Raw genomic sequence first — 12,367 nt, 5'->3', positions numbered from 1 at the left:
TAGCCGCAGACACCCCAGGCGTCAGAGGAGACATGCGCGCGATGCCGAGGAGAAGCCTCAGACCTCGCGCTTCTCCTTGATCTTGGCGGCCTTGCCGCGCAGCGAGCGGAGGTAGTAGAGCTTGGCGCGTCGCACGTCACCGCGCGTGGCCACCTCGATCTTGTCGATGACCGGCGTGTGGACCGGGAAGGTGCGCTCGACGCCGACGCCGAAGCTGACCTTGCGGACGGTGAAGGTGCGCCCGACACCGGAGCCCTGGACCTTCAGGCAGACACCCTGGAAGACCTGGACGCGCGAACGGCTGCCCTCGACCACCTTGACGTGGACCTTGAGGGTGTCACCGGCGCGGAAGGCCGGGATGTCGTCGCGCAGCGCACCGGCCGCGATCTGGTCGACCACGTTGGTCATGATTGCTCCTCGCCGGTGCCACAGGTCACCCAACGGATGTCAGAAGTGTGTGAGGTGTTGGCGTCACGGGACCGTTCCCCTGTGGCAGAGCAGTCCGGCGCCAAGGAGCAAGTTTGCCACACGCGGGCACGGCCGACGAAATCGGCGCAGGCCCCGAACGCGCCGGAGGGGCACCCGCCCGAGCGGGTGCCCCTCCGGTGGTGCGGCGTCGACTCAGTCGAAGGCGTAGGCACTGCCGCCGTGGAGCGCGGAGTCCAGTCCGGCAACCTCCTCGTCCTCCTTGACCCGGAAGCCGATCGTCACGTCGATCACCTTGGCGATGACGAAGCTGACCGTGAAGGAGTAGACCGCGACCGCGACGACAGGGATCGCCTGGACGATGACCTGGTCGAAGTTCCCGCCGGTGAACAGACCGGTGTCGATGGCGAAGAAGCCGAGGAACATCGTGCCGATGACGCCGGCGACCAGGTGCAGGCCGACCACGTCGAGCGAGTCGTCGTAGCCGAACTTGTACTTCAGGTCGATGGCGAAGGCGCAGACGGCACCGGCCAGGAGGCCGAGCACGAGGGCCCACATGGGCGTCAGGGCGACGCACGCCGGGGTGATGGCCACCAGGCCGGCGACGGCACCGGAGGCGGCACCCACCGCGGTGGCCTTGCCGTCCTTGAAGTGCTCGACGACGATGAAGCCGATGATCGCGGCCGCGGGGCAGACGATCGTGTTGAGGAAGATCAGCGAGCCGGGGCCGATGTCGGTGGCGGCACCGGTGTTGAAGCCGAACCAGCCGAACCACAGGATCGAGGCGCCGATGAGCACCAGCGGCACGTTGTGCGGGACGGCCTCCTCCTTGGTGAAGCCCTCCGAGCGACGGCCGAGGACGATCGCCAGGGCCAGGGCTGCGGCGCCGGCGTTGATGTGGACCGCCGTGCCTCCGGCGAAGTCGATCACCGAGGCGCTGGAGCCGATGAGCTCACCGAGGTTGCCGATCCAGCCCGTCATGCCCTCGTCGTCGAAGGAGAAGACCCAGCCGGCGACCGGGAAGTAGACGAAGGTCGAGAACAGGCCCGCGAACAGCAGCCAGGGGAAGAAGCGTGCGCGGTCGGCGATGGCGCCGGAGATGAGCGCCGTGGTGATGATGGCGAAGGTCGCGCCGAAGGCGGTCGCGGTGAGCACGTTCGCGGCATCGACCGCTCCCTCACCACCGGCGAAGGCCACGGCAGCCGCGTCGGACTGACCGAAGTCGGAGAACGGGTTGCCGATGACGCGCGGCAGCCAGTCCTCCGAGCCACCGGTGAGCGTGGCCACGTTGGCGCCGTAGAGCACCCAAAGGACGGCGACGAGGCCGATGGCGCCGAAGCTGAGCATCATCATGGAGACGACGCTCTTGGCCTTGACGAGTCCTCCGTAGAAGAACGCCAGGCCGGGCGTCATGAAGAGAACAAGGGCTGCGCAGATGAGCAACCAAATGATGTCGGGGGTCATGAGAACCTCTCTGGAGTGACTGACGTGCGGCTCCGCCACGCTGCGGGCCGGGCGACTGCGCCGAGTCTGTCCGCGCGAGGTTCCCAGTGCCTTGCCGTCCGATCACGAACGCGTTACGCCCGACGAGGTCCTGTTAAAACGGTGTTACGCAAGCGTGGTCACTCATCATCGAGCAGGTCGGGGCGTCGCTGCGCCGTGCGCTCACGGGCCTGGTGGTGGCGCCAGCGGGCGATCGCGCCGTGGTCGCCGGAACGCAGGACCTCGGGGACCTCGAGCCCACGCCAGCTCGACGGCTTGGTGTAGACGGGGTACTCCAGCAGTCCGTCGGGGCCGTGGGACTCCTCGGTCAGCGACTCCGGGTTCCCCATGAATCCGGGGACGAGCCGCACGACGGCCTCGATGATGGCGAGCGCCGCGACCTCTCCCCCGTTGAGCACGAAGTCGCCGAGCGAGACCTCCTGCACCCGCCAGCGGCCTGCTGCATGGTCGATGACCCGCTGGTCGATGCCCTCGTAGCGTCCACAGGCGACCACCAGGTGGGACTCACCGGCCAGCTGCTCGGCGTCCCGCTGGGTGAAGGGGCGACCCGACGGGGTGGGCACGATGAGGACGGCGTCCTCACTCATGACGGCGTCCAGGGCGTCGCCCCACGGCTCGGGACGCATCACCATGCCGGCACCCCCGCCGTAGGGCGTGTCGTCCACGGTGCGGTGCCGATCGTGGGTGAAGTCGCGCAGGTCGTGCGTCGCGACGTCGATCAGGCCGCTCTGGCGGGCGCGTCCGGCCAGCGAGAGGTCCAGGACGTCGAGGTACTGCGGGAAGATCGAGACGACGTCGATGCGCAGCGTCATGGCCGCACCGTCACTGTGCCGTCTCGGCGCCGTCGGGATCGAGCAGGCCGGGCACGTCCGCCACGGTCAGCGTGCCGCCCGCCAGGTCCACCGCGGGCACGAGGGCGGAGACGAACGGCACCAGGACCTCCCGCCCGTCGGCGTCGACCGCGAGCAGGTCCTGCGCCGGCAGGTGGGTGATGGACCGGACGGTCCCGACCGGTTCGCCGGAGGTTCGCACGACCCGCAGCCCGATCAGCTGGTGGTCGTAGAACTCCTCCTCGCCGCTCGGCTCGTCGGCCTCGTCGACCTCCGCCTGCAGCACCAGCCCCGTGAGCTGCTCGGCGGCCGTGCGGTCATCGACGCCGTCGAACCGCACGACGAGCCGGCCGGAGTGCTGGCGACTGGTGACCACTCCCAGACGGCGGCCGTCCTCACCGACGAGCGACGAGCCCGGCGCGAACCTGCGCTCGGGCTCGTCGGTCCGGATCTCGACGGCGAGGTCTCCCTTGATGCCGTGGGCACGGCCGATGCGGCCGACGACGACCAGCACGAGCGTCTCAGCGCTGGCGGTCGACGTCGACGAAGTCGATCCGCGCCGGCTCGGTGGTGCCGGCGATGGCACTGGCAACCGTGCGGATCGCCGTGGCCGTGCGGCCCTGGCGCCCGATGACCTTGCCGAGGTCACCGGGATTGACGCGCACCTCGTAGAGATCGCCGCGGCGCGTCTGCTTGGTGCGGACGTCGACCTCGTCGGGGTTGTCGACGATGCCGGAGACGAGGTGCTCGATGACGTCCTGCGTCTGGGACGACACCGTCAGGCCTTGGCCTCGTCGGCCTTCGGCTCCTCAGCCTTGGACTCCTCAGCCTTGGGCTCCTCAGCCTTCTCGGCCTTGGGCTCCTCAGCCTTCTCGGCCTTGGGCTCCTCAGCCTTCTCGGCCTTGGGCTCCTCAGCCTTCGGCTCCTCCACCTTGTCGGCCTTCTTGGCCTTCTTGGTGGTGGCCGCCGCCTTGGGCTCGGCGTGGATCTCCTTCAGGGCGGCGTCGAAGAGCTCGGCCTTGGGAGTCTTGGCCTCGGGCTGCCTCAGGGTGGAGGTGCCACCGATGTCGCCGGTGATCTTCAGCAGCGCCGCGACGGCCTCGGTCGGCTGGGCGCCGACGCCGAGCCAGTACTGGGCGCGCTCGGAGACGACGTGGATCGTCGACGGCTCGGTCTTGGGGTTGTACGTGCCGATCTCCTCGATCACGCGACCGTCGCGCTTGGTGCGCGAGTCGGCGATGACGATGCGGTAGAACGGGGTGCGGATCTTGCCCATCCGCTTGAGGCGAATCTTGACGGCCACGAGTGTGGTGTCTCCTTGGTGCTCGTTGGTGATGACGCTCCGCTCCGCGTGGGGACACGGAACGGGCTGAGTCGCTGGGCCGGGCGCGTGTGGGTGAGAGGGTCCTCACGGGCTCCGGACGCAATGCGCCATTGTGCCAGAGGGCGACCGTTCCCTCCAACCCGGCGCCGTGATCACCTGGCCGTCGTGGCGACAGGTCAGAAGGAGCCGTGCCGTCCGGCTCCCGCGACGAAGCGCTCGGCGCCTCCCGCACCTTCCGCCGCGACGACCGGGACGCCCGCTCTCCCCTCCGCCCGAAGCGCCTCGCGCAGGGAGTGGTCCCACTGGGAGAGCGCAGAGGCACGGTCGACCCGCAGGCACTGCTGGGGGAACGCCGCGAGCTGCTCGGCGAGCGCGTGCGCGACCGCGAGGGAGTCCCCGATCGGCACGACCCGGTTCGCCAGTCCCATCTGCTGTGCCTCGTGCGCACCGACGGGGCGGCCGGTCAGGATCATGTCCAGGGCGTGCCCCTGCCCCACGATGCGAGGCAGCCGCACCGTGCCGCCGTCGATGAGGGGCACGCCCCAGCGGCGGCAGAACACGCCGAGGACGGCGTCCTCCTCGACGACCCTGAGGTCGGCCGTCAGCGCCAGCTCCAGCCCACCTGCCACGGCGTGACCCGCGATCGCCGCGATCACCGGCTTGCTCGGCTCGAGCCGCGTGGGCCCCATCGGCCCGGCTCCCCCGCCGTCGGGGTCGAGCTCGTGACGACGCGCCGGGTCGGACACGGCGGAGAGGTCCGCCCCTGCGCAGAACGTCCCGCCGGCCCCGTGCAGGACGGCCACGGACAGGGTGTCGTCGGCCTCGAAGGACTCGAATGCCTCCCGCAGCTCGGCCGCCATGGGTCCGTCCACCGCGTTGCGGACGTCCGGCCGGTCGAGCGTGATGGTGACGACGTCGTCGTCGACGTCGTAGTGCACGTGACTCATGGCCCCAGCCAAGCATGCGACGCGTTCCGCCGGGTGCCGACCGCTGCGTTCGAAGCACCCCTGCCCACTTCGCGGTCGTAGGCTGGATGGATGGGGACCGCGCGATGATCGCCGACCGGTGGGGTGTCACCGACGCCGAGGTGGCGCGTCCGTATCCGTGCGACGACCTGGTGCGGCGGCCGACCGTGCAGGCCTGGCGGGGGGTGACAGTGCATGCGTCGCCCGAGCAGGTGTGGCCCTGGGTGGCCCAGGTCCAGCTGGCGCCGTACTCCTACGACTGGCTCGACAACCTCGGCCGACGCTCCCCCGCAACGCTGCAGGGACTACCCGACCCGGCGGTGGGCGAACACTTCTCTCGCGCAGCCGGCAGGCCGGTGGGAAGAGTGCTGGCGGTCGAACCGGGCCACCACCTCACCGGACGGGTCGTCGGAGCCGGCATGTCCTACGTGCTGGTCGCCGACGGTGCCCGTACCCGGCTGCTGCTGAAGGTCGTGGCCGGTGGACCGCGGTGGACGGCGCCGCTGCTGTCCGTCGGCGACCTGGTGATGGCGCGCCGCCAGCTGCTCAACTTCGCCCGCCTGGCCGAGGCCCCAATCCCGGGCACCCGCAGTTCGTGACGCCGTGCGTCACCACGAACGCGTCGCAACGACGCATTCTTGAATCACCTGGAGGGCTTCCGACGTTGAGCGCCTTCTTGGCCGCGGCGATCGAGTGCTCGAGGCTCTGGAGCCTCAGGTGGTGGCGCCGGCGAACTGGGCGGCGTAGAGCCGGGCGTACGTCCCCCCGGCGGCCAAGAGGCTCTCGTGGGTGCCCTGCTCGACGATCCGACCGGCATCCATGACCACGATGAGGTCGGCCTCACGGATCGTCGACAACCGGTGCGCGATGACGAACGACGTCCGTCCGCGTCGCAGTCCGGCCATGGCCTCCTGCACCAGGGCCTCGGTGCGGGTGTCGACCGAGCTCGTCGCCTCGTCCAGGACGAGGATCGGCGGGTCGGCGTGGAAGGCGCGGGCGATCGTCAGCAGCTGCCGTTGGCCGGCGCTGACGCCTGAGCCGCCCTCCTCCACGAGGGTGTCGTAGCCGTCGGGCAGCGTGCGGACGAGGTGGTCGACGAGCGCAGCCTCGGCGGCGCGCACCACCGACGCCGGAGGCCCGTCGGCATCGTCGCCGGACCCGGTCGTCGTCAGCTCGTGGTCGGAGCCGTAGGCGATGTTCTCGCTGATGGTGCCCTTGAAGAGCCACGCATCCTGCAGCACGACGCCGAAGCACCCGCGAAGGTCGGCCCGGCTCATCGTGGCGACGTCGACGCCGTCGAGGGTGATGCGTCCGCCGTCGAGCTCGTAGAACCTCAGCAGCAGGTTGACGAGCGTGGTCTTGCCAGCGCCGGTGGGCCCGACGATCGCGACGGTGGAGCCGGGCTCCGCCGCGAGGTCGAGACCCTCGATGAGCGGCGCTTGCGTGTAGGAGAAGCTCACGCTCTCGAACGCCACCCGGCCGCGGACGTCGCCGGGTCGTGGCGGATCGATCGGGTCCGGCGACTGCTCCGGCTGGTCGAGCAGCGCGAGCACGCGTTCGGCCGAGGCGAGACCCGACTGCAACAGCGTGACCATGGACGCGATCTGCGTCAGTGGCTGGGTGAACTGCCGGGAGTACTGGATGAACGCCTGCACCTCGCCGATCGTCAGGCTGCCCGAGGCCACCCTGACCGAGCCGAGGACGGCGACGGCGACGTAGTTGAGGTTGGAGACGAGCATCATCAGCGGCTGGACGATGCCGGAGATGAACTGCGCCTTGAAGGCCGCCGTGAACAGTGCGTGGTTGCGGCGCTCGAACTCCTCGCGCACGTCGGCCTGACGTCCGAAGACCTTGACGATCTCGTGACCGGTGAAGACCTCCTCGACATGGCCGTTGAGTCGACCTGTCGCTCCCCACTGCGCCATGAACTGCGGCTGTGACCGCTTCATGACGGCCTTCGTCAGCACGAACGCGACCGGGATCGTCACCACCGCCACCAGGGCGAGGACCGGCGAGATCCAGACCATCATGGCGAGCGTGCCGAGGACCATGAGCAGGGACGTGACCAGCTGGCTGATCGTCTGCTGCATCGACTGCCCGATGTTGTCGATGTCGTTGGTGGTCCGCGACATGAGCTCCCCGCGCTCCTCGCCATCGACGAAGGACAACGGCAGCCGGTGCAACGTCGCCTCCACGTCGGTGCGCAGTCCGCCGACCATGCGCTGCACGACGAAGGTGGTCAGGCGTCCCTGCCACAGCATGAACGCCGAGCCGACCACGTAGAGCGCCACGGCGCCCAGGAGCACCAGGACGAGGGCGGAGTAGTCCATGCCCGCGCCGGGCGTGACGTCCGCTCCGGCCACGACGTCGGCCATCCGGTCCTGGCCGTCCGCGCGCAGCCCGGCCACGACCTCCTCCTGCGAGGCGCCCTCGGGCAGACGCGAGGAGAGGTAGCCGCGGAACACGATGTCGGTCGCGACTCCGAGGATGCGAGGCCCGGCGACGGACAGCGCCGTGCCCACGATGCCGAGGACGAGGATCGTCCAGACCGCCACCCGGTCACGCAGCAATCGGTGCGTGATGCGGCGCAGCGTTCCGCGGAAGTCACTCGGTGCCTGCGGTGGCGCCATGGCGGCCGCGGGTCCGCGCGCGCTCATCGAGCCTCCTCCTCGCTCAGCTGGGAGAGGACGATCTCGCGGTAGACCTCGCACGCGTCCATCAGCTCCGCGTGGGTCCCGGTGCCGACGATCTCGCCCGCCTCGAGCACGAGGATGCGATCGGCGTGACGGATGGTGGCGACCCGCTGCGCGACGGTGATGACCGCGGCGTCGCGGGTGATCGGCCGCAGCGCGGAGCGCAGGGCCGCGTCGGTGGCGTAGTCGAGTGCGGAGAAGGAGTCGTCGAACAGGTAGACCAGAGGCCGCTTCACCACGGCCCGCGCGATCGCGAGGCGCTGGCGCTGTCCGCCGGAGAAGTTCACCCCGCCCTGCGAGACCGGGGCGTCCAGTCCCTCCGGCAGCGTCTCGACGACGTCCCGGGCCTGGGCGACCTCCAGGGCCTCCCACAGCTCGCCGTCAGTCGCGTCCGGGCGTCCGTACCGCAGGTTGGAGGCCACCGTGCCGGAGAACAGGAACGCGTTCTGCGGCACCAGCCCGACCGCCTGCCAGACCGTCTCCGGCGCCATGGACCGGACGTCACGGCCGTCCAGAAGGACATCGCCCCCCGTGACGTCGAACAGTCTCGGCACGAGGCTGAGCAGCGTGCTCTTGCCACTGCCCGTGGAACCGATGACGGCCGTGGTCCCACCCGGCTCGGCCAGGAGGTCGACGCCGTGCAGAACGTCCTCCTCTGCCCCCGGGTAGGCGAACGTCGCGTCGCGGATCTCCACGACGCCGCGGGCGATCGGTGCGTCGTCGGCGTCGAGAGGGCGGCTGATGCTGGGCTCGGTGCGCACGACCTCGGTGATGCGCTCGGCCGCCACCTCGGCCCGGGGCCAGATCATCAGCAGGAAGGTCGCCATCATCACCGACATCAGGATGAGGACGAGATAGTTCTGGAAGGCGGTGAGCGTGCCGACCTGCAGGTCGCCCGTGCCCACGAAGTAGCCCCCCAGGCCGGTGGCCAGCACCACGGAGACGTTCATGATCAGCATGACCGTGGGGAACATCAGGGCCATCACCTTCCCGGCTGCGACGGCGACGTCGACGTAGGCCTGGTTGGCGCGGTCGAACCGGTCCATCTCGCGCTGCTCGGTGACGAACGCGCGGATGACCCGGATGCCCTGGATCTGCTCGCGCATGACGTCGTTGAGGTCGTCGATGCGCTCCTGCATGGACCGGAACAGCGGACGCAGGGCGCGCACGATGAACCCGACGCTCACGACGAGCACCGGCAGCACGAGCACGATGAGCCCGGAGAGCGTCACGTCCTGGCGCAACGCCATGACCACGCCGCCCACGGCCATGATCGGGGAGGTCACGAGGAACGTCAGCCCGAGGAAGGTCAGCAGCTGGACCTGCTGGACGTCGTTGGTGGCGCGGGTGATGAGCGTCGGTGCCCCGAAGTGGGCCAGCTCCTGGGCGGCGAAGCCCTCGACGGCGTCGAAGACGCGGGCACGCAGGTCCCGGCCGAGCGACATCGCGACCTTGGCCCCGATGTAGACCGCGACGATCGTGCAGATCGCCTGCACCAGCGTCACGAGCACCATGACGCCACCGGTCCGCCAGATCAGGGCGACGTCGCCCTTGACGACGCCGTCATCGATGATGTCGGCGTTCAGGCCAGGAAGGTAGAGACTCGCGACGCTCTGCGCCAGCTGGAAGAGCACGACGAGAGCGAGCGCCCCCCGATAGGGCGCCAGGTGTCGCCGCAGGAGCGGGATCAGCACCAGGACAGGCTACGTTGCGTTGCGCAACGACCGACGAGGCTCAGAGCAGGTCCCGGAGCTCCTTGGGGAGCTCGAAGTCGTCGGCCTTCTCCTCGAAGCCGAACGCCCCGGCGCCGGCGGCCTGCCCGCCCGACGCGCGCGCCTCGGCGGCCTCGCGCTCCTGCTGGGCGCGCTTGGCCGGGTTGCCCGAGCCCTTGCGGCCCTTCTTCTTCTTGGGCTGGGGCTTCTGCCGGGCGCCGGCCCGCTTGCCGGCGCCGCCGGGCATCCCGGGCATGCCGGGCATGCCACCCGCGCCGGGCATGCCGCCGCTCTTGGCCATCTGCTGCATCATCTTGCTGGCGTCGAAGAACCGGGTGATGAGCTGGTTGACGCCCTGGACCGTGGTGCCGGAGCCGGCACTGATGCGCTTGCGCCGCGATCCGTCGATCACCTTGGGGTTGTCCCGCTCGGTGGGCGTCATCGACAGGATCATCGCCTTGATCTTGTCGACCTCGCGCTCGTCGAAGTTGGCCAGCTGCTCCTTGTACTGACCCATGCCCGGAAGCATGCCCATGAGCTTGGACATCGAGCCCATCTTGGCCATGGCTTCCATCTGCTGCAGGAAGTCCGCCAGCGTGAACTGCCCACCCATGAGGCGTGCGGCGTCGGCCTCGGCCTGCTCGGTGTCGTAGACCTTCTCGGCCTGCTCGATCAGGGTGAGCATGTCGCCCATGTCGAGGATGCGCGAGGCCATCCGGTCGGGGTGGAAGACCTCGAAGTCCTTCAGCTGCTCACCGGTGGAGGCGAACATGATCGGACGACCGGTCACCTCTCGGACGCTGAGCGCAGCACCGCCGCGCGCGTCGCCGTCGAGCTTGGTCAGCACGACGCCGGTGAAGTCGACACCCTCGGCGAACGCCTCGGCCACCTGCACGGCGTCCTGGCCGATCATCGCGTCGATGACGAAGAGGACCTCGTCCGGATCGACCGCGTCACGGATGTCCGAGGCCTGCTGCATGAGCACCTCGTCGATGCCCAGCCGGCCGGCGGTGTCCACGATGACGACGTCGTGCAGCGTGCGGCGCGCCTCGGCCACGGCGTTGCGGGCGACCGCGACGGGATCGCCGAAGGTGCCCTCCTCGACGCCGCTGGTGTTGCCGGGCTCGGGAGCGAAGACGGTGACGCCGGCGCGGTCACCGACCACCTGCAGCTGCGTGACGGCGTTGGGGCGCTGGAGGTCGGCGGCCACCAGCATCGGGCTGTTGCCCTCCTCCTTCAGCCAGTGCGCGAGCTTGCCGGCCAGCGTCGTCTTGCCCGCGCCCTGCAGGCCGGCGAGCATGATGACGGTCGGCGGGTTCTTGGCGAAGCGGACACGACGGGTCTCGCCACCGAGGATGCCGATGAGCTCCTCGTTGACGATCTTGATGACCTGCTGGGCCGGGTTGAGGGCGCCACTGACCTCGACACCGGCAGCGCGGTCCTTGATCCGGCCGACGAAGGCACGAACGACGGGGACGGCGACGTCGGCGTCGAGCAGCGCGAGCCGGATCTCGCGGGCCGTCGCGTCGATGTCGGCCTCGCTGAGCCGGCCCTTGCCGCGCAGGTTCTTGAACGCCGACTGAAGTCGGTCTTGCAGGCTGTCGAACATGCGGAAAGGTACTCCGGGGCAGTCGTCGGATGGGCGTGTCCACCCTAGCCGGGCGGCGAAGCAGCCGGGCCCGGTGGATCAGGCCAGGAGCGCGTCGACGAACTCGTCAGCGTCGAACGGGGCCAGGTCGTCGGCACCCTCGCCGAGCCCGACGAACTTCACCGGGACGCCCAGCTCTCGCTGCACCGCGACGACGATGCCGCCCTTGGCGGTGCCGTCGAGCTTGGTCAGGACGACACCGGTGACGTCGACGACCTCGGCGAAGACCTGGGCCTGGCGCAGACCGTTCTGTCCCGTGGTCGCGTCGATGACGAGCAGCACCTCGGTGATCGGCGCCTGCTTCTCCGCGACGCGCTTGACCTTGCCGAGCTCGTCCATGAGCCCAGCCTTGGTGTGCAGGCGCCCGGCGGTGTCCACCAGGACGGTGTCCAGGCCCTCGCTGACGCCACGCTGGACGGCCTCGAATCCGACGCTCGCAGGGTCGCCGCCCTCGGGTCCGCGCACCGTGGGCACGCCGACGCGCTCGCCCCAGGTCTGGAGCTGGTCGGCGGCCGCGGCCCGGAACGTGTCCGCGGCCCCGAGCACGACGGATCGGTCCTCGGCCACGAGGACCCGCGCCAGCCGGCCGACGGTGGTGGTCTTGCCGGTGCCGTTCACGCCCACGACGAGCACGACGCCGGGCTTGCCGGCGTCACCGGTGGCCCTGAGCGTGCGGTCCATCGACGGACCGACGAGTGCCACCAGCTCCTCGCGGAGCGCGGCCTTGGCACGCTCGGGGTCGTCGATGCCCTCGACGCGCACCCGCGTGCGCAGGCTCTCGACCAGCTCGGTGGTGGGCCCCACCCCCACGTCGGCGGCGAGCAGGGTGTCCTCGAGCTCCTCCCACGCGGCGTCGTCGAGGTCGGCTCGACCGATGACCGCGAGCAGGCCCCGGCCGAGCGAGGAGTTGGAACGCGCCAGGCGGCCGCGCAGGCGGACGAGGCGTCCCCGGGGCGCCTCCGGCCGCTCGAGCGTCGTGGTGCCGGCCGGGCGAGGGTCCCCGTCCTCGTCAGCCCCGTCCTTGTCAGCCCCGTCCCGCTCGTCCGCGGGGGTCTCCTCGAACGGTGGCTCCTCGCCCTCGGAGTCCAGCTGGGGCTCGGGGTCCTCCGGATGGTCGAGGTATTCCTCGGTGATCTCGTCGAGCTCGCCGGGCGGCGGGAGCTCGGCCCGGCCGCTGCGTCGCACGAGCAGGGCACCACCGCCTCCCAGGACGACGACGGCGAGGGCGATGAGGGCGACGAGGAGCTCGGTGGTCACCCGACCACC

At 70.2% G+C, this 12,367-nt stretch carries 12 protein-coding genes; 1 reads left to right on the top strand and 11 read right to left on the bottom strand.

Features of this window, described 5'->3' with window-relative positions; all coding sequences use genetic code 11:
• Positions 1-57: 57 nt before the first annotated feature.
• From rplS to ACHAAC_RS15025, 7 genes are all read right to left on the bottom strand, one after another.
• Positions 58-408 carry a 50S ribosomal protein L19 gene (rplS, locus tag ACHAAC_RS15055; RefSeq protein WP_435717125.1) on the bottom strand — a complete coding sequence of 117 codons (351 nt, stop codon included), beginning with the start codon at positions 406-408 and terminating at the stop codon, positions 58-60.
• A gap of 213 nt (positions 409-621) precedes the next feature.
• Positions 622-1,890 (bottom strand): ammonium transporter, encoded by a 1,269-nt coding sequence (locus ACHAAC_RS15050; protein ID WP_435717124.1) that lies wholly within the window; start codon positions 1,888-1,890, stop codon positions 622-624.
• A gap of 158 nt (positions 1,891-2,048) precedes the next feature.
• On the bottom strand, positions 2,049-2,735 hold the full coding sequence (gene trmD / locus ACHAAC_RS15045) for a tRNA (guanosine(37)-N1)-methyltransferase TrmD (RefSeq protein WP_435717245.1): 687 nt from the start codon (positions 2,733-2,735) through the stop codon (positions 2,049-2,051).
• Positions 2,736-2,751: 16 nt separating this feature from the next.
• Positions 2,752-3,273 (bottom strand): ribosome maturation factor RimM, encoded by a 522-nt coding sequence (rimM, locus tag ACHAAC_RS15040; protein WP_435717123.1) that lies wholly within the window; start codon positions 3,271-3,273, stop codon positions 2,752-2,754.
• A gap of 7 nt (positions 3,274-3,280) precedes the next feature.
• On the bottom strand, positions 3,281-3,535 hold the full coding sequence (locus ACHAAC_RS15035; RefSeq protein WP_435717122.1) for an RNA-binding protein: 255 nt from the start codon (positions 3,533-3,535) through the stop codon (positions 3,281-3,283).
• Between the two features lie 2 nt (positions 3,536-3,537).
• The gene (rpsP, locus tag ACHAAC_RS15030; RefSeq protein ID WP_435717121.1) at positions 3,538-4,062 is read right to left on the bottom strand and encodes a 30S ribosomal protein S16; all 525 of its coding nucleotides are present in this window, start codon (positions 4,060-4,062) and stop codon (positions 3,538-3,540) included.
• A gap of 197 nt (positions 4,063-4,259) precedes the next feature.
• Positions 4,260-5,030: a crotonase/enoyl-CoA hydratase family protein gene (locus ACHAAC_RS15025; protein ID WP_435717120.1), complete on the bottom strand. Its 771-nt coding sequence runs from the start codon at positions 5,028-5,030 to the stop codon at positions 4,260-4,262.
• An 86-nt stretch (positions 5,031-5,116) separates the two neighbouring features.
• Here ACHAAC_RS15025 and ACHAAC_RS15020 point away from each other — a divergent pair, with 86 nt between their 5' ends.
• Positions 5,117-5,647, top strand: coding sequence for a hypothetical protein (locus ACHAAC_RS15020; RefSeq protein ID WP_435717119.1), 531 nt, complete (start codon positions 5,117-5,119; stop codon positions 5,645-5,647).
• Between the two features lie 114 nt (positions 5,648-5,761).
• Here the strand turns inward: ACHAAC_RS15020 and ACHAAC_RS15015 are convergent, their stop codons facing one another.
• The 4 genes from ACHAAC_RS15015 to ftsY form a co-directional block, all read right to left on the bottom strand.
• Positions 5,762-7,705, bottom strand: a complete 1,944-nt coding sequence (locus tag ACHAAC_RS15015) for an ABC transporter ATP-binding protein (RefSeq protein ID WP_435717118.1) — start codon at positions 7,703-7,705, stop codon at positions 5,762-5,764.
• On the bottom strand, positions 7,702-9,435 hold the full coding sequence (locus ACHAAC_RS15010; RefSeq protein WP_435717116.1) for an ABC transporter ATP-binding protein: 1,734 nt from the start codon (positions 9,433-9,435) through the stop codon (positions 7,702-7,704). The genes ACHAAC_RS15015 and ACHAAC_RS15010 overlap by 4 nt, the downstream gene beginning before the upstream one ends.
• Positions 9,436-9,475: 40 nt before the next feature.
• Entirely contained in the window at positions 9,476-11,062 is a 1,587-nt protein-coding gene (ffh, locus tag ACHAAC_RS15005) for a signal recognition particle protein (RefSeq protein ID WP_435717115.1), read from the bottom strand.
• A 78-nt stretch (positions 11,063-11,140) separates the two neighbouring features.
• Positions 11,141-12,358 (bottom strand): signal recognition particle-docking protein FtsY, encoded by a 1,218-nt coding sequence (gene ftsY, locus ACHAAC_RS15000; RefSeq protein ID WP_435717113.1) that lies wholly within the window; start codon positions 12,356-12,358, stop codon positions 11,141-11,143.
• Positions 12,359-12,367: the final 9 nt, after the last annotated feature.

Origin of the sequence: Aeromicrobium sp. CF4.19 (genome assembly GCF_051262555.1) — a bacterium.
Lineage (GTDB): Bacteria > Actinomycetota > Actinomycetes > Propionibacteriales > Nocardioidaceae > Aeromicrobium.
This window is presented reverse-complemented; position numbering and strand designations above follow the sequence as displayed.

Coding starts and splice junctions, on each gene's coding strand:
- ACHAAC_RS15020 (WP_435717119.1), top strand. CDS start 5,117: ATGGATGGGGACCGCGCGATGATCGCCGACCGGTGGGGTGTCACCGAC.
- rplS (WP_435717125.1), bottom strand. CDS start 408: ATGACCAACGTGGTCGACCAGATCGCGGCCGGTGCGCTGCGCGACGAC.
- ffh (WP_435717115.1), bottom strand. CDS start 11,062: ATGTTCGACAGCCTGCAAGACCGACTTCAGTCGGCGTTCAAGAACCTG.
- ACHAAC_RS15050 (WP_435717124.1), bottom strand. CDS start 1,890: ATGACCCCCGACATCATTTGGTTGCTCATCTGCGCAGCCCTTGTTCTC.
- ACHAAC_RS15015 (WP_435717118.1), bottom strand. CDS start 7,705: ATGAGCGCGCGCGGACCCGCGGCCGCCATGGCGCCACCGCAGGCACCG.
- ACHAAC_RS15025 (WP_435717120.1), bottom strand. CDS start 5,030: ATGAGTCACGTGCACTACGACGTCGACGACGACGTCGTCACCATCACG.